The following is a 21,644-nucleotide window of genomic DNA, read 5'->3' as shown; positions in this document are numbered from 1 at the left end:
TATGACTCCTTAATTAAAAAGACATTATTTAAACTTTTTAAAATAAATACAGCCATTACAGGGTGCTTTTGAATAACTACCCCAGGATGAACAGCCTTTCCTTGTTAACAATTTTTTGTTATTTATGCTCTCATTTATTTTGGTTTTCCCAAGAAAAACATCTGCTAAAAAAGCAAGATTAGTAGAAATGGCTCCATTAATTTTTATAGCATTATCTGGTAGGTTTTCGATATAGATTCCCGCACTTAAAGTCGAAGAATGGTCTAATAGCTCGGCTATAACTTGCACGCTATATCCTTTGTGCGCCAGCCTTGTTCCTAGAGTATAACGTAGCCTGTATGCATTGACCTTCATACACTCCCCTGTTCTTTCAGAAATTACATTTTCTTTTTCAACTATTTTTTTAAGAGACAGGCTTACAATATTAGCTGATGCGTGAAGCCTGTCAGAGGTTAGTAAATAAAAATCTTCTCTACTTCCACTTATAATCTTATATTTTTTACTATCAAGAAAAACCGGAACCTCATTTTTCTCTTCCAGAATTAGAGACCTGCCAATATTATTTTCAATAAGCGATATAGAATAGTTTGCCTGTTTAATTATCGTGTTATAAAGAAACTCATCAATATTCAACATTCTGAAAGCCTGTCTAAAACTAACACCTTGCTTAACTCTGGGAAACTTTAAGAAAAATCCATCATCACCATTGACAAATGTTTCTTTAATTATATCTTTAAACTTTAATGCGATAATTTGTGATGATCTTCGGCCTGTTAAACTAACCAAAAGAGCTAAAGAAAATTCCAAATGTGTTATTTTTTTGTTTTTATAAGCGTTATGCATAGCCAGATTTAAAGTTTTATGTTCATTGTCTGTTAAGGCACCTTTATTTGGGTCTTCTTGCTTTATGATAGCTCCTGGTGTTTTTGCTTTTAATCTCATTGATTTCAGAATAATTATTGCATTATCATCAACTCCGTAATATCCTATTGAATGCCATTTCTTAAAAAAACACCTCAATATAATTAACTTTTGCATATTTATCTCTGAAAGAAATGCTTTGTAATTCAATATATCCAACTCTGAAATAAAAACAGAAGATGTTTTTTTGAGAAAATCCTTCATATTATCATTAATTTTAACCACATAGGCAGAGCTATAATTGCAAGCATAAAAAGCAAGTGTATTTAAATATCCTTCTATTAGTTTTGGACTAAGAATATGTGACACATCTTCAACATTAATAGTATGATTTTTATCTAATTTCCACTTAGATTCATCGATACAAAATAAATATTCAGATTGTCTTGCTTGCAAATATTTCACGGCAGGGTAAACCTTTTTATTATTCATAGAGAATACCCTCCATAATTTCTTTCTGTATAGTAAGAGAGGTTTTGTGAGCTTCTTCGACAAGGTGTCTTCTGTTATATATTTTTGCTGTTTCAGAGCCAATGCACCAGCCCATCAAGTAACATCTTATTTGTTCTTCCTTTTCTTGAGAAATACCATCACTCAGACTATCTACCATCACTGAAAATTCATAATTCCAAGTATGTCTTAATTGATGCCCACATAAACCAGACAAATCAGAATGAGATTTACTGATAACGTTAATAATCTTGTGATAAGCAGATATTGATAACGGCATTCCATTAGTATCACCTGATTGGTAAGTAATGAAAATAAATTCATTTAATCTGGATTTATTTATTTTTCTTCTATCTTTTGTTATATAACTATATATTTCCTCCATTAATTCCTTCCCTATTGGAATTTTCCTTTCACTTGTTTTTACAAGAGGCTGGTTTACTCTCGGATCGGACTTATCATCAGCCCTTCTTTTAATAACGATTGTGGAGTTTAAAAAATCAATATCACTTACTCTAAGATTTAAAAGCTCTCCGACTCTTATACCAAACGAATAAAGCATCAGCATCATTAAGCGATTTCTCACCTGAACTTTTTGTGAAAATGGATTCAGTTCCGATCCAGGGTTTATAATATGGAATAATATATCAAGTTGTTTGCGGTTTAATGTTTTATCTGGTATCTCTTTTTTATACCTGTCGGTGTTTAATGGCCTTTTCTTTTTTAACTCTCTGATAAATGGCTTTATCTTACTTCCAATATCCTTACCACCAGACAATATTAAATATAAATTACAAAGCCATTCCATGTAATCGCATATAACACTTAATCTAAAATACTTTGTTGGCCCTTTTGCTAGAGAAGGTTTATTTTCTGGAGATCCTTTTCTTCTTTTATAATTCATTGACATATAATCTGACAAAGAATCCATCTCATTAAACTCCAAAAAATCCAGCTTGCGAATTCTTTCCTCTATATCAATATTATTATTGTAAAACCAGTTATGCAATAGCACCAGGCTACCCGCAATTAACTGTATAGTATTGATTGAACTTGATCGATTTCTTATCTGAGTGAGCAAATAAAGATTTGGATAATAAATAGGTTCGCCTGATATTTTCTCTACTACATGACAAAACCTTTCTCCATTTTCAAACATAAACGAATTTATAACATATTTTTTCATACATTCTCCTTTAAAATTTCACACCTATATATAGGTGCGATGTATTGTTAAACTACGCTTTTATTTTTTACAAAAAAAATTCACATTAATTAATATTATATTGTTTAAAGTCAATTATTTAATTATAAAAATTTTCGCACCTTATATAAGGTGAATCTAGTTATCCTTATGTACACCTGATACTTAGAAACGAGTGTCAAACCTAAGTAGAATAAGACACTCAATATTTTCGTAAAATATTTTGCAAAGTTTAACCCTACTTTTCTCATTCAAACTTTACATTTTTACAAAAGAGTTTTTAATCCAATATGGTATTGAATTATTCTTTTTGAAAGGCGTTTAAATTCTTCTGGACATTTAATTAATGAAAACCATGTTTCATAAATATAAAATTGGTCAAAAATATCCAGCTTAGAGATAGACTCTAATGGTTCTCTCACATTGCCAACCAGATACTGACTTAACCAGTAAACAATCCTTTTGCTAAATTCATTGTCCGGTAAATCATATATTGCTCCTTTTGCGAAGATCTCATTAAAGAGATTGTCACCAAGATTGCACATATGGTTTTCTTCATTCATAAACTCTTCGATATTCATGATAATGTCTCCCAGATTAAGCAACATTTTTTCGACTTGTTTCGATAACAGACTGAACCCAGGCATCAACCTCACTTTCTACGAAAGCTACTGCACGAACACCGATCTTCACAGGGGCAGGAAATCGACCTTCACTAATAAGACGATAGATCCAAGCTTTACCGAAACCTGTTCTTTGTAAGACTTCTGGCAAACGAATTAAATTTTGGTTTGTTGAGTTCATTTGGTCATCTCCTGTTTTTTCGTTAAGGAGATATTAGCCACACATACTTTTAACTATGAAGGGAGTGTTGATAACTAGGAATTTGGATGAGGAAAAACGGAGGGAATTTATGGGGAAGAAAAAAAATTGCACTCTCCCCTTGACAGCTAACTTGATGATTAGAAACTAAAATCCATCAAGATCCGCAATTGGTATGTTCGCAAGATGACTGTTTTTATTGATGAAATACTCTAAACTACGGCTTGTTTCACCTTTCAAGGTTTTCTCTGCTACCGGTCTGTCGGTATCTTTAATGTGATCCTCTCCTCTAATCTCATTAGTAAAATCTGGGTATAACACGCGAGATATTATCATATTAGAAATATTTACTTTTTTAAGACTGGCCCAAATCAATAGATCCATCATCGGAATGATATTGTGATCGACTAACTTTCTTATTTTTGAAATGCCAACCTTTTCAATCTTCCTTGATTTAATTTCATATTCGCTTCTCCAAACGGGCAACATTGTTTGTAAGGCTGAAATGACTTCCTCATCACTCGATAAACCTAAGTCAAATGAAACATACATTTTGCTATTGTTTTTATTAAGGAAAAGCTCTCTCATTGTTTGAGTTATAGGTTTACCTTTTAACTCTTTTTTGAAATCCCCATTTTCATCAAAACAATCAACATCGAACATTACTAATTTCTTTTCTTGTTTTCTTAAATCTTCAAAACTCACCTGTTCAATATGTGTTTGTCTTTTAATAAAGTGGTCAGAATGATTAACTTCTTGGCTTAAAATTGGATTACCATTTAGTATGGATTTCAGATTTTGATCATCGTCTTCCCATTCAAAGTTTATGCTATCAACAATTAATTCCCTAAATACAAGCTCCTTATATAGCGCCTTGATAGTAAGCGATTTAACTTGAACATAGTTATTTATGTCAAACCAATTTTTCAATTCCTCATAAGGACTTACTACTTTCATTAATCCCTCCGCAAAGTGAATGATTCAATGAGACGATGCTAATTTTTTCATTTTTTAGTGGATTCTCCCCTACCAATTTTTTTTGATAAAGGAGAACCAACAACTATCAGTGATTTACAGATTACACATTTTTGAAATCAAATGGAGACACTTGCCTTACTTTTAAAGCGTCCAGATAATCAGCCCACCACTGAAGCATTAACTTTCTCTCATCAAGGTGTTCTGCTTTATGTATGTAGGCAGCACGAACTGAGTTCCGCTCCTGATGGCTCATTTGCCGTTCAACAGCATCTTTCGACCACAAACCGGATTCAATCAAGGCACTACAAGCCATAGCCCTGAATCCATGTCCACAGACTTCAACGGTAGTGTCGTAGCCCATAGCTCGCAAAGCTTTATTAACTGTATTCTCGCTCATAGGTTTGCGGAAATTATGATCACCAATAAACACGAGTTCATGGTCACCGCTGATCTCCTTAATTTCCATCAGCACAGCCAATGCCTGACAACTCAAAGGAACAAGATGTGGAGTTCGCATTTTCGAGCCACGATGCGAGTGTTTCACTCCGGGTAATGGCTCTCGCTCTGCAGGAATAGTCCACATGGCATTGTCGAAATCTATTTCTGACCAACGAGCAAATCTGAGTTCACTGGAACGAATGAAAATGAGCAATGTCAGCTTTACGGCTAACTTCGTGAGTTTTCTACCTTTGAAGTTTTCAATTCGTTCTAAGAGTGCTGAAAATCGTTCGAATGGCAAAGCTGGCCTGTGGGTTCTTTTGGCTACGGCAATAGCTCCTGCCATCTCCTGAGCAGGGTTGTAATCTATCAGCCCATTCTGGACAGCATATCGCATTACTGCCGTTGTTCTTTGCTGTAGGCGGGAAGCAACTTCCAATCGCCCAGAAGCTTCAACAGCCTTGATAGGGGCAAGAAGATCTCTGGTATTAAGCTCGGATATTTTTCTTTTTCCAATAGCAGTAAAGATACCATCTTCCATGCTTTTCAGAACTCTCTCGCTGTGGGAATCAGACCATTTCCTTTTACAGGCAGTATGCCAGTCCCTAGCGACAGCCTCGAATGTCAGGGCTTCGCTTTGCTCGATTTTGTCGGCTTTTTTCTTCTCAGAAGGATCGATACCATCAGATACCAACTTTTTGGCCTCATCTCGTTTCCTGCGAGCTTCACCAAGAGAGACCATTGGATAAACACCCAATGCTAAAACTTTCTGTTTACCTTCGAAACGGTATTGGAGTCGCCAGTATTTTGAGCCATTGGGATTGATCAGCAGGTGCATACCCTGCCCATCCGTAAGTTTGAAGGGTTTATCTAAGGGTTTAGTTGTTCGAACTTTGATATCAGTGAGCGCCATCAGTTGATACCTCCATTGTTGGTATCAAAATCAATCGAACCGAAGATACCACCAGTTATACCATCATTTGTTGGTATATGTGGATAGATGTGAGTGGACGTCAAGAGACATAGAACAGAGGGGAAACAGCGTAACCGCTGGATTTTATAGACAAAAAAAGACGTCAGTAGACGTCTGATTTTGCATATTTGGTGCCGAAGGCCGGACTCGAACCGGCACGTCTTTCAACGGTTGATTTTGAATCAACTGCGTCTACCGATTTCGCCACTTCGGCACGAAGAGGTATGCGGAAAACGTTGGGGATTATACCTGTCGTGCTTAACCTTGCAAGCCCCATTCTATCGTTTACGTGCTAAGTGCTGAAAAAATCAGCGCATCTTCAATTCCTTACCCTTTCTACTGCTCTGCACAGCCTTTACAGCTCACAAATTCACTAAATCTATCCTTCCTCGGTTTACATCACCTTTCATTTGTTATGTGATCCCGTTACAGGTTTCAGTAACCCAACTCCCCTTCTGCATGACCAAACCGTAACCGGGAAAACGTGAATGGATTTTTATCAGGCTGACCCCACGCTTGAGAATTATTGGCGCGGCGTGATTCTTTTTGGAAGAAACGTCGCATCTTACAAATTTGCCCTCGCGCACGCTTTGTATGATGTGGACAAATCAGGTAGTGATCTCGTCACGCTTGAAGATCTTGCCGTTCCGTTTAGCCGCCATCTTTGCGAGCATCTTTTACATGCTCCAAAGCAAATCACATCCCGGGGCAGTCAATATCTGGAAGCCTGCGCGCAATTTAACAATAGTGAGATAACTCAGGCTCAATTGACGGAAAGAACGGTGCGGCTCGGGTTTAACAATGTGATTGATGCCTTCCATAACGTGAATCAAGGCGAGATTGAGAAACGCTTTTTCCTTGATGAACGTAAAACTCACAAAGGGATTCGGCTTACCGATAACTTTTATCAGCTAAGCGAACGGCAGCAATATCAGAACCTGCCGTTTGAAACGAACGCACGCTGGAATCTCGTTGAACAGGCCTGGGCAATGGGGGTTTCCAAGAATGTTGTTGCGGTTGAATTCGATGAGCAAAATCAGCTTCTGTTTAGCCGAATTAATGAAAGGCGAGTCGATATCACCAGTTGTCGGGATAGTCTGAATGGTTACCAGAAAGGCCGTTGTTTCTACTGTTTTAAACCCATCAGCCTGATACCCGGCGACGCCGAACTGGCTGACGTTGATCACTTTATTCCCTGGTCTGCACGTGAAGCTGTAAACAATATCAATGGCGTGTGGAATCTCGTGTTGGCATGTAAATGTTGCAATCGTGGCGTTGCGGGGAAATCCTCGCATTTGCCAAGCCGCAAGCTGTTAGAGCGGCTTCATGCCCGCAACGAGTATTTTATTCAAAGCAAACTGCCATTGCATGAAACCATTGTGAAGCAGACTGGAAAGCTACCTGCACAGCGGATAGATTTTCTTGAAAGCCACTGGCATAAAGTCAAAAACAACAGGCTGTTCCACACCTGGGAACCGAAAGCAGAAGGCGAGGCTACGTTCTGATGACCCTCAATTATTACCAAAACAACGCCCAAACCTTTTTCGACGGCACGGTAAATGTCGATATGTCTTCGCTGTATGAATCCTTTACCCGCCATTTGCCGCCAGGTGCAAATGTGCTGGATGCCGGTTGTGGCTCGGGCCGCGATGCTAAAGCATTCCATGAAATGGGGTATCAGGTTGAAGCGTTTGATGCCTCGTCTGAAATGGTGGTTTTAGCGAGCCAACATACGGGTTTATCCGTTAAGCAGATGACTTTTGCGGATGTGGATGCTCAGCAACGATACGACGGGATCTGGTGTTGCGCTTCCCTGCTCCACGTCCCATCACAAGAATTACCTGCAGCGATGCTGAATCTGGCAAATGCGTTAAAGCCTGGCGGGATCTGGTATGTGTCGTTCAAGTATGGCGATGGTGAGCGCGAGAAAGATGGCCGCCAATTTACGGATATGAATGAAACAAGCCTTAAGGCTTTGCTGGAAACTATGCCGCAGATAGAAATTGAATCCCTGTGGACGACGCAAGACAAACGCCCTAATCGTGATGAAACCTGGCTGAACGCACTTCTCAGAAAACAGTCATCCACCACTGGTTTTCCCCTGGCATCATGATAGTCTTTCAGGATAATCAGCCTTCGGAGATAGTACCCGTTTATGATACGCCTCGCTGTTATTGGAACTAACTGGATCACCCGTCAGTTCGTCGATGCTGCCCACGAGAGTGGCAAATATAAACTCACCGCGGTCTACTCCCGCTCGCTGGAACAGGCGCAAACCTTCGCCAGTGATTATCCGGTGGAACATCTCTTTACCGACCTGGATGCGATGGCGAAGAGTGACGCCATTGATGCAGTTTATATCGCCAGCCCAAACTCCCTGCACTCCCCGCAAACTTTACTGTTTTTAAGCCATAAAAAGCATGTGATTTGTGAGAAGCCGCTGGCATCTAATCTACGTGAAGTGGAAGCAGCGATTGCCTGCGCGCGTGAAAACCAGGTAGTGTTGTTCGAAGCGCTCAAAACGGCCAGTCTGCCGAACTTTATCGCGCTGCAACAGGCGTTGCCGAAGGTCGGTAAGATCCGCAAAGTGTTACTCAATTATTGCCAGTATTCCTCGCGTTATCAGCGTTATCTCGATGGTGAGAATCCAAATACCTTTAATCCTGCGTTTTCCAACGGCTCGATTATGGATATCGGTTTTTACACGCTGGCCTCGGCGGTTGCGCTGTGGGGCGAACCGTATTCGGTTCATGCAACCGCAAGTCTGCTGGAAAGCGGTGTCGATGCGCACGGTTCGGTGCAGATGAATTACGGCGATTTCGATGTGAACTTGCTGCACTCAAAAGTCAGCGATTCAACTATCCCAAGCGAGATTCAGGGCGAAGCCGGTTCACTGGTAATTGAGAAAATCTCTGAATGCCAGCGCATCACCTTTATTCCACGCGGCGGCAAACCGCAGGATCTGACGCTGCCACAGCATATTAATACTATGCTTTATGAAGCCGAAGTCTTTGCTCGTTTGGTCAATGACAACGAAGTTAACCATCCAGGGTTGATCACCTCACGCTCCACAGCGTTACTGAGTACGGAGATCCGCAAGCAAACGGGCGTCAAATTCCCGGCGGATGACGTCTCTACGCAGCTACCGGCGTAAAGGTGTGTAAAAGCGGGGTAGCGTGATGTTGACTGATTGTAGCAATCGTAATATTTTGTTACCCGCAAAGGGGAGTAACTTCATTGTCGGTTAATCGTCATTACGGTGTGAAAACACCCGGTTACCGAGCAATACGAATGGCTTTTTATACAAAAAACCATTCCGTGTTGTAAGTGAGACCTTGCCGGAAGGCGAGATCCCTGTTGCAAGCATTAGCGGCTGGCGTCTTCCGACGTTGGCCGTTTTTGTTTTTATAGGAATAATTTTATGAATAGTGTCGGCACTCCATTACTGTGGGGCGGTTTTGCCGTCGTGGTCGTCATCATGCTGGCTATCGACCTCCTTCTTCAGGGGCGTAAAGGCTCGCACACCATGTCCATGAAGCAGGCGGCCGTCTGGTCCCTGGTCTGGGTTTCGCTTTCTCTGCTGTTTAACGCAGCATTCTGGTGGTATCTCACCGGGACATCTGGCCGTGAAGTGGCGGATACACAAGCTCTCGCCTTCCTCACTGGTTATCTGATTGAAAAAGCGCTGGCGGTGGATAACGTCTTCGTCTGGCTGATGCTGTTCAGCTACTTTGCTGTTCCTGCTGCATTGCAGCGCCGCGTGCTGGTCTACGGCGTGCTGGGTGCGATTGTGCTGCGTACCATTATGATATTCGCGGGCAGTTGGCTGATTTCTCAGTTCGAATGGCTGCTGTATGTGTTCGGCGCGTTCTTGCTGTTCACCGGTATCAAAATGGCGCTGGCGAAGGAAGATGAAGGCGGCATTGGCGATAAACCGCTGGTGCGTTGGATCCGTAGCCACCTGCGCATGACGGATAAAATTGAAGGCGAGCACTTCTTTATTCGTAAGAACGGTATTTTGTTCGCCACGCCGCTGCTGCTGGTGCTGATTCTGGTTGAACTGAGCGACGTGATTTTCGCGGTCGACAGTATCCCAGCAATCTTCGCAGTCACGACTGACCCGTTCATCGTGCTGACGTCGAACCTGTTTGCAATCCTTGGGTTGCGTGCGATGTACTTCTTGCTGGCTGGCGTGGCTGAGCGCTTCTCGATGCTGAAGTACGGTCTGTCGATTATCCTGGTGTTCATCGGCGTGAAGATGATGATTGTCGATTTCTACCATATCCCAATCGCTATTTCGCTTGGCGTGGTGGGCGGTATTCTGGCGTTAACGTTAATTATTAACGCTATCGTGAATTACCGTAACGATCAGAAAAACCTGGCGAAGTAACCCTTCCCGGAATGAGAGAACCCCGTCAATGGCGGGGTTTTTCTTTTTATAGCGCCAACTGTACGAAGTGTTGCTAATGTCACATATTTGTTAATATTTAGTTATAAAATCTAGCCTGCACCGAAATAATCAGTGATTACTACTTACTACCCTGCGACATTTCCTTATACTCGACCAGGCAAACACATTTCTTTACATCCGGTCAGAAAAGTACCTCAGAGTACAGACACAGGATGGGACGACATACAACACAGGAAGGTTATTCATGGCTACACAATCTCCAGGTATTCTTAAACGCCTGGCACAAGGCAGTCTGGTCAAACAAATTCTGATCGGACTGGTGCTGGGCATCGCACTGGCGGCAATTTCAAAACCTGCGGCAATCGCCGTCGGTCTGCTCGGGACATTATTCGTTGGGGCACTGAAAGCTGTCGCACCGGTTCTGGTTCTGATGCTGGTGATGGCGTCTATCGCCAACCATAAGCACGGCCAGAAAACCAGCATCCGTCCGATTCTGGTGCTCTATCTTCTGGGAACATTTACCGCCGCGTTAACTGCTGTGGTTGTCAGTTTCGTGTTCCCTTCTACCTTGCATCTGGTGACCGGCGCTACCGATATCACGCCACCATCAGGCATTGTGGAAGTTCTGCGCGGCCTGTTGCTAAGCATGGTTTCTAACCCCATTGATGCATTGCTGAAAGCCAACTACATCGGGATTCTGGTGTGGGCTGTGGGCCTGGGCTTTGCTCTGCGCCACGGGAATGAAAGCACTAAAAACCTGATTAACGATGTTTCTGATGCGGTGACGTTCATCGTTCGTGTCGTGATTCGCTTCGCCCCAATCGGTATTTTCGGTCTGGTGGCATCAACACTTGCAACGACGGGCTTCGAAACGCTGTGGAGCTACGCACAACTGTTGCTGGTATTGGTTGGCTGTATGTTCGGCGTGGCGCTTGTCATCAACCCACTGCTGGTGTTCGTAAAAATCCGTCGCAACCCGTACCCACTGGTGTTCGCTTGCCTGCGTGAGAGCGGCGTAACTGCTTTCTTCACCCGTAGTTCTGCGGCTAACATTCCGGTGAACATGGCGCTTTGCGAGAAGCTGAATCTGGATCGCGATACTTACTCGGTTTCCATCCCATTGGGCGCAACCATCAACATGGCGGGTGCAGCAATCACTATTACCGTACTGACGCTGGCTGCGGTGAATACTCTGGGCGTGCCAGTTGATTTACCAACCGCACTGCTGCTGAGTGTGGTGGCGTCGTTGTGTGCTTGCGGAGCTTCTGGTGTGGCAGGTGGTTCGCTGCTGCTGATCCCACTGGCATGCGGCATGTTTGGCATCCCGAATGAGATTGCCATGCAGGTGGTTGCAGTCGGCTTTATCATCGGCGTGTTGCAGGATTCTTGCGAAACCGCACTGAACTCCTCTACCGACGTGCTGTTTACCGCAGCGGCTTGCCAGGCAGAAGATGCACGTCTGGCAGACAATAATCCGTTACGCGGTTAATACTCAAAGCTCCCTGCCCTTCGTGGCGGGGAGTTATCCCTCTTGTTGCTGGACCTCTTTTTCGACCTTAAACGGGTCAATGCCCCGCCGTTGCATCCGCCAGAAACGAATGATATTCAGGCCGTTCATCACCAGAAAACTCCCTTCGATTAACGTTCCGCCAATCGACCCTAGCCAGAAATTATGTGTCACCCAACAAGCCGTGGAGCACCACATCACACAACGAGTGGTCAGCCCTTTGCAGCGGAATAATGCCCAGGTACTGGCTACGGTTCCGGCAATCGGCAGTAATTCCATCGCATGGTTAAATTTAGCCAGACCCAAACCCAGTGTTAACGCAATGAAAATGCTCATCACCCATAGGCTCCGCGTACGCAGGGAGATAACGGTACGGATTGCGTTGAGTTCAGCACTCATGCCTGCCGGGCTGGCGCCCATCAAGAAGAAGTGAATACCGATGATGGCGCTGTAACCCGCCAGTTGTAGCTTGAAGCGCCGCTCGTCGCGATTAATGAACGTGGTAATACCAACCACAAAGGCGAGAACCCCGACGCCCTGGGCAACCCAATACGCGGTCATGACAAATCCTTGTGAGTAAAAACGAGGCGAAAAAAAACGGCATTTCGAATATCAAAATGCCGTTTCATGGTAGCACCTGAGACGCTATTTACAACGTAACGCCGCTCTTAAAGATGGCTAATTCGCGGAAATCATTACGTTCATTACAGGTCTTTTTGCCGTTAGCGATATCAACAATAGTGTCGATAAACTCTGTCAGCAGTGTATTCATGTCGCTGCCGTGCAGCAGTTTGCCTGCGTCAAAATCAATCCAGTGCGGCTTTTTAGTGGCCAGTTCACTGTTGGTTGCGATTTTAACTGTTGGCACAAAACCGCCGTATGGTGTGCCACGACCGGTGCTGAACAGCACCATATGGCAACCTGCTCCAGCCAATGCACTGGTAGCAACCGCATCGTTACCCGGTGCGCTTAACAAGTTCAGGCCAGGCGTTTTCAGGCGCTCGCCATAACGCAGGACATCGACAACCTCGCTCTCACCGGCTTTTTGCGTACAGCCGAGGGATTTTTCTTCGAGCGTGGTGATACCGCCAGCTTTGTTCCCTGGTGATGGGTTCTCGTAGATCGGCTGGTTGTGTTCGATGAAGTACTGTTTGAAATCGTTCACCATGGTGACGGTTTTTTCAAACGTTGCTTCATCACGGCAGTGGCTCATCAGAATGCGTTCAGCACCAAACATTTCCGGGACTTCTGTCAGCACAGTTGTGCCGCCGTTAGCCACCATAAAGTCAGAGAAACGGCCCAACATTGGGTTCGCGGTGATGCCAGACAGGCCATCGGAACCGCCGCACTCAAGGCCGAACTTCAGTTCGCTGATTTTACCTGGTTCACGTTTGTCGTGACGCATGACTTCGTACAGCTCTTGCAGTTGCTCAAGGCCGGCTTCAACTTCATCGTCTTGCTGTTGGCAAACCATAAACTTCACGCGGGATTCATCGTACTCACCCAGCGTTTCACGGAAGGCGCTCACCTGGTTGTTTTCACAACCCAGGCCAATCACCAGCACCGCACCCGCATTTGGGTGATGCACCATGTTTTGCAGCATGGTACGGGTGTTAACGTGATCTTCACCCAGCTGTGAACAACCGAACGGATGGCTGAACAGAAACACGCCGTCAATATCTTCGGCGTCGTGATTCTGTTTCAGGAAACGGTTCTGGATCTGACGCGCGATGCCGTTTACACAGCCCACGGTTGGCAGGATCCACAACTCGTTGCGCACGCCTACTGAGCCGTTTTCACGACGGTAAACGCTCACATCGCGGTCCGCAGCCTGGCTTGCCAGCGACTGGAAATCAGGTTGATAGCTATACTCATCCAGATCGTTCAGATTCGTACGCGCATTGTGTGAGTGAATGTGCTCACCGGCTTCAATCGTTGCCAAAGCATGGCCAATTGGTAAACCGTATTTAACGACGTTCTCACCTTGCGCAATGGTAACCAGCGCAAATTTATGGCCACGAAGCACCGGCTGGCGCAGAGTCACCTCTACACCTTCAACGGTAACCACTTCACCTTCAGCCAGGTCCACTAACGCAACAGCGACGTTATCTTGCGTATGGATCTTAATGTATTGCATATCAACCTCAGAGCCTGATTAGTTCAGTTCAATGCCAAAGTAGTCTCGGGCGTTGTTAAAGCAGATGTTTTCCACCATTTGGCCCAGCAGATTGATGTCAGCTGGAGCTTCGCCCGCTTCAACCCAACGGCCAATCATCTGGCACAGGATGCGACGGAAGTATTCGTGGCGGGTGTATGACAGGAAACTACGGCTGTCAGTCAGCATGCCAACGAAACGGCTCAGCAGACCCAGTTGCGCCAACTGCGTCATTTGACGCTCCATGCCATCTTTCTGGTCGTTGAACCACCAACCGGAACCAAACTGCATTTTTCCTGGCATACCTTCGCCCTGGAAGTTGCCAATCATGGTGCCCAACACTTCGTTATCGCGTGGGTTCAGGCAGTACAGAATTGTTTTTGGCAGTTCGTTGTTTTCGTTTTGCTTGCTGAGCAGGCGAGAAAGTTCTTCAGCCATTGGACGGTCGTTGATGGAGTCAAAGCCCACATCAGGTCCCAGCAGTTTGAACTGGCGCAGGTTGTTGTTACGCAGCGCACCAATGTGGTACTGCTGAACCCAACCGCGACGGGTATATTCCGCAGCCAGCCAAACCAGAACCGCAGTTTTGAACTGTGCAACTTCGTGCTCGCTTGGGGTTTCACCAGAAAGACGACGCGCAAGGATGCCATCCAGAGTCGCTTCGTCAGCTTCGGCGAACAGCACCACGTCTAGTGCGTGGTCGGAAACTTTACAACCATGTTCAGCAAAGTGATCCAGGCGCTTGTTCAGTGCAGTTTGCAGATCAGAGAAACGGCGAATGTCGGTATCAGACACTTCAGCCAGTTTGCCCATGTACTCAGCAAAAGTAGCTTGTTCAATGTTGAACGCTTTATCCGGGCGCCAGCTTGGCAGCACTTTGGTTTCAAACGCGTCGAGCGCGATTTGGCGGTGGAAGCGCAGATCGTCAATTGGGTCATCAGTCGTACCGACCATTTTCACGTTCATCTGCTTCATGATGCCGCGCGCAGAGAAGTTGTCCTGAGCCAGCAGTTCATTACATTCGTTCCAGATTTCATCAGCCGTTGTTGGAGACAACAGTTTGCCAGTGATACCGAATGGACGACGCAGTTCGAGGTGAGTCCAGTGATACAGCGGGTTCCCGATAGTGTGCGGAACAGTTGCAGCCCAGGCATCGAACTTCTCGCGGTCAGACGCATCACCAGTACACAAACGCTCTTCCACACCGTTAGCACGCATTCCACGCCACTTGTAGTGATCGCCTTTTAACCAGATGTCATACAGGTTTTTGAAGCGGTAATCTTCAGCGACTTGCTGTGGCTGTAAGTGGCAATGATAGTCGAAAATAGGCTGGTCGGCTGCAAACTCATGATACAAACGGCGGGCAAATTCGGTATCAAGCAGAAAATCTTCAGTCATAAACTGGGCCATTGTAGGGTTCCTCTGTTCATAGCAGTTCGATGCTTGCGCATAATGCAAATAAAGTTATCACACCAATTTCTGGAGGCCGAGTGGATTTTTGTGGTGTCCGTCACAAAAACCACACTTTTATTGTTAATATTGTGTTTAAAACAAAGCCGCATCCCGCGCCAGTTCTGGCTTGAAAGCCCCTACCCCCTTGGAGTGAGCTGATCGACACTTTTGTGATATCACTCAACTTTTGAAGCTGTATGACAAGTTATCTTTCTGCCGTCGCAATACAGACGTAATGGAATTACTTCAGACGCTGATATCAATAACAGCGCATCACGGTACGGAAACCGGAATTGCCACAGGCAGTTTTTTACATATGGCAAGGTACGGGTCGTACCGGGTGATACCCCCGGATATGAACCCCTTAATAGATCAAACGCTCTGGCAGCAGTGCCGGACGTACGGCCGCATGATGTGCGGTTGTTTATAAGACGGGATGAAATTCAAAATGCGAAAGATTCAAGGCTTGCGCTGGTACATGATAGCCCTGGTAACCATGGGTACCATACTGGGTTATCTGACACGTAATACGATTGCGGCTGCTGCACCGACTTTGATGGCAGAGCTGCATATTTCCACTCAGCAGTATTCCTACATTATCGCTGCTTACTCAGCTTGCTACACCATCATGCAGCCTGTTGCAGGTTACGCGCTTGATGTTCTGGGTACGAAAGTGGGCTACGCATTCTTTGCTGTCGCATGGGCAATTTTCTGTGGTGCAACTGCACTGGCAGGAAGCTGGGGTGGCCTGGCAATCGCTCGTGGTGCCGTTGGTGCTGCTGAAGCGGCTATGATTCCAGCTGGCCTGAAAGCCAGTAGCGAATGGTTCCCGGCTAAAGAGCGTTCAATCGCCGTTGGTTACTTCAACGTAGGTTCCTCTATCGGCGGCATGATTGCTCCACCATTAGTGGTTTGGGCGATTGTGATGCACAGCTGGCAGATGGCTTTCATCATCTCCGGTGTGCTGAGCTTTGCATGGGCGATGTGCTGGTTGATTTTCTACAAACACCCACGCGATCAGAAACGCCTGTCTGAAGAAGAACGTGAATACATCATCGGTGGCCAGGAAGCGCATCACCAGACTAACAACAGCAAAAAAATGAGCGCCTGGAAAATCCTGCAAAACCGTCAGTTCTGGGGTATTGCTCTGCCACGTTTCCTTGCTGAACCAGCCTGGGGTACTTTCAACGCATGGATCCCATTGTTCATGTTTAAAGCTTACGGCTTTGACCTGAAACACATCGCGATGTTTGCCTGGATGCCAATGCTGTTTGCTGACCTGGGTTGTATCGTTGGCGGCTACCTGCCACCAATCTTCCAACGCGTATTCGGTGTGAACCTGATTGTTTCTCGTAAACTGGTTGTGACCATGGGTGCGATTCTGATGATTGCTCCAGGTACTATCGGCCTGTTCACCAGCCCGTACGTTGCAATCGCTCTGCTGTGTGTTGGCGGCTTTGCTCACCAGTCACTGTCTGGTGCTCTGATCACTCTGTCTTCTGACGTGTTCGGTCGCAACGAAGTGGCAACGGCGAATGGCTTGACCGGTATGGCTGCCTGGACTGCCAGCACCATGTTTGCTCTGGTTGTAGGCGCACTGGCAGATACCCTTGGCTTCAGCCCACTGTTCGCTGCACTGGCAGTATTCGATATCCTCGGCGCTATCGTTATCTGGACCGTGCTGCAAAACAAACCAATCAGTGAGTTGAACGACTCGAAAAAAGCGAAGCAAGCAATAGCATAATCGGTGTCTCAAATTTGTTTACAAAGCCGCCCACGGGCGGCTTTTGTGTATCTAGAATGTGGAGCCAAACTTTGAAAAGTGGTATAACAAATAAGGTTACCCGCAGGACCTTTCCCGGAGCTACAGATGGAAGTTATGGAACCACGTCGTCTTTATCAGCAATTGGCAGCTGAACTTAAACAACGCATCGAAAACGGTGTTTATCTGGTTGGGGAAAAACTCCCGGCAGAGCGCTTTATTGCTGAAGAAAAGAACGTGAGCCGCACTGTAGTTCGTGAAGCGATTATTATGCTGGAAGTGGAAGGCTACGTTGAAGTACGTAAAGGCTCTGGCATCCACGTAATCGCCAATCAGGCGAAGTACACCAACCTTCCTGATGAACAATTTGAGTTCGCAAGTTTTGGGCCATTTGAGCTGCTGCAAGCTCGCCAGTTGATTGAAAGTAATATCGCGGAATTTGCGGCCACTCAGGTGACCAAGCAAGATATCGTCAAACTGATGGAAATTCAGGAAATGGCGCGTAATGAGGAAAGTTTCCGTGATTCCGAGTGGGACCTTCATTTCCACACTCAAGTCGCGCTCGCCTCACAAAACAGTGCGCTTGCCGCTATTGTGGAAAAAATGTGGAGCCAACGTATCCACAACCCGTACTGGAAAAAACTTCACGAGCACATTGATAAACGCACTGTGGACAACTGGTGTGAAGACCATGACCAAATTCTTAAGGCACTGATTCGTAAAGATCCACATGCCGCTAAACTGGCGATGTGGCAACATTTGGAAAATACCAAACAGATGCTCTTTGATGCGACCAGCGATGATTTCGAATTTAACGCCGATCGCTACTTATTTGCAGATAATCCGGTCATTCATCTCGATACTGCCGCAAACGGTCAAAAATAGTCATTTTCCCGCGCGAGGGTAAGCAAACCAACCAATAGTGTCAGCGTTTGTAAATACCCTCGCCAGCCCCTCAGCGAGTCATCAAAATCAATCCTCAACAAAGCGCAAATACTGTGACGCATTAGACAGAGCTTTGTTACAATTAGATGCAATTTCACTGTCGGTGTTAGCTTTGCTAATAACCTACTCAGTCGCATTCACACGGAGTTGTGGCGCGTATGGGTAATGAGCTGTGGATTGTAGGCGGCAACTACACCAAGCATAAATACATCAAGCCGCGTTCTACCAGGCTGACTTTGATCAGCGGTCTTAACCGATGTGCCAGGAACACTGAATGGAACTTCTCTCGCAACTGTTGAACGCTCTCTGGAGCCAGGATTTTGAAACGCTCGCCAATCCAGGAATGATTGGCATGCTTTATTTCGTCTTATTCATGATTTTATTCCTTGAAAACGGCCTGTTGCCTGCAGCCTTCCTACCCGGCGACAGTTTGTTAGTTTTGGTCGGTGTGCTGATTGCCAAAGGGGCAATGGGTTTTCCGGAAACTCTACTTTTACTGACAACCGCCGCAAGCCTTGGCTGCTGGCTTAGTTATATTCAAGGGCGTTGGCTTGGTAACACGCGAATCGTGCAGAACTGGCTATCGCATCTTCCCGCGCATTATCACCAGCGTGCACACAACCTGTTCCATAAACATGGCTTGTCTGCATTACTGATTGGTCGCTTCATTGCTTTTGTTCGTACCCTGTTACCAACTATTGCTGGTTTATCTGGTCTGAACAATGCGCGTTTCCAGTTCTTCAACTGGATGAGCGGCCTGTTATGGGTACTAATCCTCACCACGCTAGGATATCTGCTCGGTAAAACGCCGGTATTCCTGAAATATGAAGATGCATTGATGTCCTGCCTGATGCTGCTACCAGTCGTGTTATTGGTAATTGGTCTGATCGGTTCGTTGATTGTGCTTTGGCGTAAAAAATACGGTAACCGCAGTTAAGAGGGATAACGATGAAAACACATTTTTTTCGTGGCCTAAGGGCCACGATGTTGATTGGCGCAATTGCCGCAGCCTCGATACTGATATGGTCGGGAATGCAGCGCACTGAGTCCACACTTGAGATTCGCTCCAGCCAACAAGGCATCAGCATGCCTGACGGGTTTTATGTCTGGCATCACCTTGATGCCAACGGCATTCGCTTTAAAAGTATTACGCCTGACAACAATTCGTTATTGATAAAGTTTGATTCGAGTGCGCAAAGCGAGGCGGCTAAAGCCGTATTGTATAAAACGCTGCCGCATGGCTACGTCATCGCCCAGCAAGATGAAGATGACAGTGCCAGCACATGGCTTACGCGTGTGCTCAACGAAAATATCCGCATCGGTTAACCCTTTCCTGCAATCCTAATTTGCTAACGGGGATTGGGTTTTTACTCGATTTCTGACTATGCTTGTTTTGATATAAATCGCTACAAATCATCATATTCGTATAATTTCTGGATTCTATGTGTAGGTTAAACTCTAAATAATTCGAGTTGCAGCCATATGCGGGGTGAGTAAATGCAGTCCCCCAACGGCTTGAAGTATGAAGGGTATAAACGTGCATTCACAATGGAAGGTCTATCATGAACTATCGTACCGTATTGGCTATCGCCCTATTGTCTCTGACGTCCGCAGCGCATGCTAGCTCGCTGTGCAGTGAAAAAGAGCAGGATATTCAGCGAGAAATTGGCTATGCGGAGAAACACCAGAATCAAAGCCGTGTCGATGGGCTTAACAAAGCGTTGAAAGAAGTTCGCTCTAACTGCACCGATAGCAGTTTACGCGCGGCTCACAAGAAAAAAATCAACGAACAAAAAGCTGAAATCAACGAGCGGAAAGCAGATCTTAAGGAAGCTCGCGAAAAAGGCGATGCTGATAAAATTTCAAAACGGGAACAGAAACTGGCTGAAGCTGAACACGAGCTGAAAACTTTGCAGGCTCGTGATTACTAAGTTCAAGGATCAACCTCAAACACCTGGAGAGAACCATGTCAAAAGATACTACATCAGAACATTTGCGCGCTGAGTTGAAATCCCTGGCAGACACCCTTGAAGAGGTGCTGAGTGCATCGACGGATAAGTCAAAATCCGAACTTGAAAAGCTGCGTGGTAAAGCTGAAAAAGCACTGAAAGAAAGCCGTGTACGCTTGGGTGATACCGGTGATGTTATTGCTAAACAAACCCGTGAAGCCGCCGCGAAAGCTGACGACTATGTGCGTGAAAATCCATGGACCGGTGTTGGCATTGGGGCGGCGATTGGCGTCGTACTCGGTGTTCTGCTGACGCGTCGTTAATTATGCCTGAATCCCATCAACCTCAAGGTCCAGGTAAAGGCGTCCTTGGCATTGGCCAGCGCCTTGTCACTATCATCGTTGGGATGGTGGAAACGCGTGTGCGGCTTGCTGTAGTGGAACTGGAAGAGGAGAAAGCACATCTCATCCAGTTACTGCTGATGCTTGGGTTAACCATGCTGTTTGCTGCATTTGGCTTAATGAGTCTTGTGGTGCTGGTTTTCTGGGCCGTCGAGCCGCAATACCGCCTGAACGCCATGATCGCGACCACAGTCGTTTTGTTGGGTCTGGCTTTCATCGGTGGTATCTGGACTCTGCGTAAATCGCGTCAATCCACCTTGCTGCGCCATACTCGTCGCGAGCTCGAAAACGACCGCTCGTTGCTGGAAGATGACAAACTATGAGCAAACGCGAGCTAGATAAACGCAAAGCGTTTTTACTCAGCCAGATTCAACAACAACGGCTGGATTTAAGTGCAAGCAAGCGCGACTGGCTTGAAGTGACAGCGACTTATGACAGAAGCTGGAACACATTGATTAGCCTACGCCGGTACGCAGTTGTCGCCAGCAGCGTTATGGCTATCTGGACAGTGCGCCATCCAAGCTTCCTGATGCGCTGGGCAAGACGCGGGCTAGGTGCCTGGAGTACATGGCGCCTGATTCGCAACACAATACAGCCGCAATCGCATTAGTACCCAACGCCGCCTGAATAGGCGGCGTTTTTATTAATCAGTAATATTGAAAAACATCGACAGTTTTCCTTGCTAACAATCCCTTAACGTCACGTCTATTATCCTCTCCATCAACCGCAGTCACCGGTAACTACCGGTAACTGCAAAGACAAACATCCCTGGGCTGATAGCACCCACAAGAGATTCGCTGGAGAGTAAAATGAAAAAATTAGATGATGCAGGTGTTCTGTTAGCTCGTGTCCTGATGCCGATTCTGTTCATCGTTGCAGGTTGGGGCAAAATTAACGGTTATGCCGGCACTCAACAATATATGGAAGCGATGGGTGTTCCTGGGTTCTTGCTGCCATTGACCATTCTGCTTGAGTTTGGTGGCGGCCTGGCGATTCTGTTCGGTTTCTTTACTCGTACCACAGCAATTATCACCGCAGTGTTCACGATTCTGACAGCGTTCTTGTTCCACGGTGATTTCAGCCAGGGCATGAACTCAACCATGTTTATGAAGAACTTCACCATCGCCGGTGGCTACCTGTTGCTGGCTATCTTCGGACCAGGTGCATACAGCATCGACCGCATTCTGAAGAAAAACTGGTAAGGCTTTTATACTGATTAGAAGTAAAAGCGAAGGTTAATACCTTCGCTTTTTTGTTTTTAAGGCTCACGAGGAGA

The 21,644-nt window shown here is 45.7% G+C and carries 23 protein-coding genes and 1 tRNA gene; 14 read left to right on the top strand and 10 right to left on the bottom strand.

Annotated elements, in window-relative coordinates; all coding sequences use genetic code 11:
* Nucleotides 1–24 precede the first annotated feature (24 nt).
* The 7 genes from M977_RS13730 to M977_RS13700 form a co-directional block, all read right to left on the bottom strand.
* Nucleotides 25–1,353 carry a site-specific integrase gene (locus M977_RS13730; protein WP_083962944.1) on the bottom strand — a complete coding sequence of 443 codons (1,329 nt, stop codon included), beginning with the start codon at nucleotides 1,351–1,353 and terminating at the stop codon, nucleotides 25–27.
* Nucleotides 1,346–2,557 (bottom strand): tyrosine-type recombinase/integrase, encoded by a 1,212-nt coding sequence (locus tag M977_RS13725; protein ID WP_064515962.1) that lies wholly within the window; start codon nucleotides 2,555–2,557, stop codon nucleotides 1,346–1,348. The genes M977_RS13730 and M977_RS13725 overlap by 8 nt, the downstream gene beginning before the upstream one ends.
* A gap of 284 nt (nucleotides 2,558–2,841) precedes the next feature.
* Complete coding sequence (locus M977_RS13720) at nucleotides 2,842–3,156, bottom strand: hypothetical protein (RefSeq protein WP_064516009.1); 315 nt, start codon at nucleotides 3,154–3,156, stop codon at nucleotides 2,842–2,844.
* Between the two features lie 16 nt (nucleotides 3,157–3,172).
* Nucleotides 3,173–3,379, bottom strand: a complete 207-nt coding sequence (locus M977_RS13715) for a helix-turn-helix transcriptional regulator (protein WP_064515959.1) — start codon at nucleotides 3,377–3,379, stop codon at nucleotides 3,173–3,175.
* Nucleotides 3,380–3,544: 165 nt separating this feature from the next.
* On the bottom strand, nucleotides 3,545–4,354 hold the full coding sequence (locus M977_RS13710) for a DUF6387 family protein (RefSeq protein ID WP_064515956.1): 810 nt from the start codon (nucleotides 4,352–4,354) through the stop codon (nucleotides 3,545–3,547).
* A gap of 121 nt (nucleotides 4,355–4,475) precedes the next feature.
* Entirely contained in the window at nucleotides 4,476–5,726 is a 1,251-nt protein-coding gene (locus M977_RS13705) for a tyrosine-type recombinase/integrase (protein ID WP_064515954.1), read from the bottom strand.
* A gap of 189 nt (nucleotides 5,727–5,915) precedes the next feature.
* A tRNA-Leu gene (locus M977_RS13700) sits at nucleotides 5,916–6,000 on the bottom strand.
* A 274-nt stretch (nucleotides 6,001–6,274) separates the two neighbouring features.
* Between M977_RS13700 and M977_RS13695 the strand changes: the two genes are divergently transcribed.
* From M977_RS13695 to sstT, 5 genes are all read left to right on the top strand, one after another.
* Nucleotides 6,275–7,291: an HNH endonuclease gene (locus M977_RS13695; protein WP_064515952.1), complete on the top strand. Its 1,017-nt coding sequence runs from the start codon at nucleotides 6,275–6,277 to the stop codon at nucleotides 7,289–7,291.
* A complete protein-coding gene (locus M977_RS13690) occupies nucleotides 7,291–7,899 on the top strand; it encodes a class I SAM-dependent methyltransferase (protein ID WP_064515950.1) in 609 nt (202 codons plus the stop codon). Before M977_RS13695 ends, M977_RS13690 begins: the two co-directional genes overlap by 1 nt.
* 42 nt (nucleotides 7,900–7,941) lie before the next feature.
* Nucleotides 7,942–8,940, top strand: a complete 999-nt coding sequence (locus M977_RS13685; RefSeq protein ID WP_064515948.1) for a Gfo/Idh/MocA family protein — start codon at nucleotides 7,942–7,944, stop codon at nucleotides 8,938–8,940.
* A 267-nt stretch (nucleotides 8,941–9,207) separates the two neighbouring features.
* Nucleotides 9,208–10,176, top strand: a complete 969-nt coding sequence (locus M977_RS13680; protein WP_064515946.1) for a TerC family protein — start codon at nucleotides 9,208–9,210, stop codon at nucleotides 10,174–10,176.
* 265 nt (nucleotides 10,177–10,441) lie between these two features.
* Complete coding sequence (gene sstT, locus M977_RS13675) at nucleotides 10,442–11,686, top strand: serine/threonine transporter SstT (RefSeq protein ID WP_064515945.1); 1,245 nt, start codon at nucleotides 10,442–10,444, stop codon at nucleotides 11,684–11,686.
* Nucleotides 11,687–11,719: 33 nt separating this feature from the next.
* Here sstT and M977_RS13670 read toward each other — a convergent pair whose 3' ends face one another.
* The 3 genes from M977_RS13670 to uxaC all read right to left on the bottom strand — a co-directional run bounded on the left by M977_RS13670 (nucleotide 11,720) and on the right by uxaC (nucleotide 15,269).
* A complete protein-coding gene (locus tag M977_RS13670) occupies nucleotides 11,720–12,265 on the bottom strand; it encodes a YgjV family protein (RefSeq protein WP_064515943.1) in 546 nt (181 codons plus the stop codon).
* An 88-nt stretch (nucleotides 12,266–12,353) separates the two neighbouring features.
* Complete coding sequence (locus M977_RS13665; RefSeq protein ID WP_064515942.1) at nucleotides 12,354–13,841, bottom strand: UxaA family hydrolase; 1,488 nt, start codon at nucleotides 13,839–13,841, stop codon at nucleotides 12,354–12,356.
* Between the two features lie 18 nt (nucleotides 13,842–13,859).
* Nucleotides 13,860–15,269 (bottom strand): glucuronate isomerase, encoded by a 1,410-nt coding sequence (gene uxaC, locus M977_RS13660; protein WP_064515940.1) that lies wholly within the window; start codon nucleotides 15,267–15,269, stop codon nucleotides 13,860–13,862.
* Between the two features lie 490 nt (nucleotides 15,270–15,759).
* On the opposite strand from uxaC, the gene M977_RS13655 reads away from it, so the two are divergent.
* From M977_RS13655 to M977_RS13615, 9 genes are all read left to right on the top strand, one after another.
* Nucleotides 15,760–17,055 carry an MFS transporter gene (locus M977_RS13655; protein WP_064515938.1) on the top strand — a complete coding sequence of 432 codons (1,296 nt, stop codon included), beginning with the start codon at nucleotides 15,760–15,762 and terminating at the stop codon, nucleotides 17,053–17,055.
* Between the two features lie 126 nt (nucleotides 17,056–17,181).
* The gene (gene exuR / locus M977_RS13650; protein WP_034461334.1) at nucleotides 17,182–17,958 is read left to right on the top strand and encodes a transcriptional regulator ExuR; all 777 of its coding nucleotides are present in this window, start codon (nucleotides 17,182–17,184) and stop codon (nucleotides 17,956–17,958) included.
* Between the two features lie 334 nt (nucleotides 17,959–18,292).
* Nucleotides 18,293–18,955, top strand: coding sequence for a DedA family general envelope maintenance protein YqjA (gene yqjA / locus M977_RS13645; protein ID WP_064515935.1), 663 nt, complete (start codon nucleotides 18,293–18,295; stop codon nucleotides 18,953–18,955).
* A gap of 11 nt (nucleotides 18,956–18,966) precedes the next feature.
* Entirely contained in the window at nucleotides 18,967–19,344 is a 378-nt protein-coding gene (gene mzrA / locus M977_RS13640) for an EnvZ/OmpR regulon moderator MzrA (RefSeq protein WP_034461332.1), read from the top strand.
* A 236-nt stretch (nucleotides 19,345–19,580) separates the two neighbouring features.
* Nucleotides 19,581–19,949 carry a DUF1090 domain-containing protein gene (locus M977_RS13635; RefSeq protein WP_064515933.1) on the top strand — a complete coding sequence of 123 codons (369 nt, stop codon included), beginning with the start codon at nucleotides 19,581–19,583 and terminating at the stop codon, nucleotides 19,947–19,949.
* A 35-nt stretch (nucleotides 19,950–19,984) separates the two neighbouring features.
* Nucleotides 19,985–20,290 carry an ElaB/YgaM/YqjD family protein gene (locus tag M977_RS13630; RefSeq protein WP_034461328.1) on the top strand — a complete coding sequence of 102 codons (306 nt, stop codon included), beginning with the start codon at nucleotides 19,985–19,987 and terminating at the stop codon, nucleotides 20,288–20,290.
* Between the two features lie 2 nt (nucleotides 20,291–20,292).
* Nucleotides 20,293–20,691 (top strand): phage holin family protein, encoded by a 399-nt coding sequence (locus tag M977_RS13625; RefSeq protein ID WP_064515930.1) that lies wholly within the window; start codon nucleotides 20,293–20,295, stop codon nucleotides 20,689–20,691.
* On the top strand, nucleotides 20,688–20,978 hold the full coding sequence (locus M977_RS13620) for a YqjK-like family protein (RefSeq protein WP_064515928.1): 291 nt from the start codon (nucleotides 20,688–20,690) through the stop codon (nucleotides 20,976–20,978). Before M977_RS13625 ends, M977_RS13620 begins: the two co-directional genes overlap by 4 nt.
* Nucleotides 20,979–21,177: 199 nt before the next feature.
* The gene (locus tag M977_RS13615; protein ID WP_064515925.1) at nucleotides 21,178–21,570 is read left to right on the top strand and encodes a DoxX family protein; all 393 of its coding nucleotides are present in this window, start codon (nucleotides 21,178–21,180) and stop codon (nucleotides 21,568–21,570) included.
* Nucleotides 21,571–21,644: the final 74 nt, after the last annotated feature.

The organism is Buttiauxella gaviniae ATCC 51604 (assembly GCF_001654835.1).
Taxonomy (GTDB): domain Bacteria; phylum Pseudomonadota; class Gammaproteobacteria; order Enterobacterales; family Enterobacteriaceae; genus Buttiauxella; species Buttiauxella gaviniae.
Note: the sequence above shows the minus strand (reverse complement) of the source record. Positions and strands in the feature narration are given on the sequence as shown.

Coding starts and splice junctions, on each gene's coding strand:
- M977_RS13665 (WP_064515942.1), bottom strand. CDS start 13,841: ATGCAATACATTAAGATCCATACGCAAGATAACGTCGCTGTTGCGTTA.
- sstT (WP_064515945.1), top strand. CDS start 10,442: ATGGCTACACAATCTCCAGGTATTCTTAAACGCCTGGCACAAGGCAGT.
- M977_RS13705 (WP_064515954.1), bottom strand. CDS start 5,726: ATGGCGCTCACTGATATCAAAGTTCGAACAACTAAACCCTTAGATAAA.
- M977_RS13625 (WP_064515930.1), top strand. CDS start 20,293: ATGCCTGAATCCCATCAACCTCAAGGTCCAGGTAAAGGCGTCCTTGGC.
- M977_RS13730 (WP_083962944.1), bottom strand. CDS start 1,353: ATGAATAATAAAAAGGTTTACCCTGCCGTGAAATATTTGCAAGCAAGA.
- M977_RS13635 (WP_064515933.1), top strand. CDS start 19,581: ATGAACTATCGTACCGTATTGGCTATCGCCCTATTGTCTCTGACGTCC.
- M977_RS13615 (WP_064515925.1), top strand. CDS start 21,178: ATGAAAAAATTAGATGATGCAGGTGTTCTGTTAGCTCGTGTCCTGATG.
- M977_RS13720 (WP_064516009.1), bottom strand. CDS start 3,156: ATGAATATCGAAGAGTTTATGAATGAAGAAAACCATATGTGCAATCTT.
- M977_RS13710 (WP_064515956.1), bottom strand. CDS start 4,354: ATGAAAGTAGTAAGTCCTTATGAGGAATTGAAAAATTGGTTTGACATA.
- M977_RS13695 (WP_064515952.1), top strand. CDS start 6,275: ATGGATTTTTATCAGGCTGACCCCACGCTTGAGAATTATTGGCGCGGC.
- M977_RS13715 (WP_064515959.1), bottom strand. CDS start 3,379: ATGAACTCAACAAACCAAAATTTAATTCGTTTGCCAGAAGTCTTACAA.
- M977_RS13685 (WP_064515948.1), top strand. CDS start 7,942: ATGATACGCCTCGCTGTTATTGGAACTAACTGGATCACCCGTCAGTTC.
- M977_RS13670 (WP_064515943.1), bottom strand. CDS start 12,265: ATGACCGCGTATTGGGTTGCCCAGGGCGTCGGGGTTCTCGCCTTTGTG.
- mzrA (WP_034461332.1), top strand. CDS start 18,967: ATGAAAACACATTTTTTTCGTGGCCTAAGGGCCACGATGTTGATTGGC.
- M977_RS13725 (WP_064515962.1), bottom strand. CDS start 2,557: ATGAAAAAATATGTTATAAATTCGTTTATGTTTGAAAATGGAGAAAGG.
- M977_RS13680 (WP_064515946.1), top strand. CDS start 9,208: ATGAATAGTGTCGGCACTCCATTACTGTGGGGCGGTTTTGCCGTCGTG.
- M977_RS13630 (WP_034461328.1), top strand. CDS start 19,985: ATGTCAAAAGATACTACATCAGAACATTTGCGCGCTGAGTTGAAATCC.
- uxaC (WP_064515940.1), bottom strand. CDS start 15,269: ATGGCCCAGTTTATGACTGAAGATTTTCTGCTTGATACCGAATTTGCC.
- M977_RS13690 (WP_064515950.1), top strand. CDS start 7,291: ATGACCCTCAATTATTACCAAAACAACGCCCAAACCTTTTTCGACGGC.
- exuR (WP_034461334.1), top strand. CDS start 17,182: ATGGAAGTTATGGAACCACGTCGTCTTTATCAGCAATTGGCAGCTGAA.
- M977_RS13620 (WP_064515928.1), top strand. CDS start 20,688: ATGAGCAAACGCGAGCTAGATAAACGCAAAGCGTTTTTACTCAGCCAG.
- yqjA (WP_064515935.1), top strand. CDS start 18,293: ATGGAACTTCTCTCGCAACTGTTGAACGCTCTCTGGAGCCAGGATTTT.
- M977_RS13655 (WP_064515938.1), top strand. CDS start 15,760: ATGCGAAAGATTCAAGGCTTGCGCTGGTACATGATAGCCCTGGTAACC.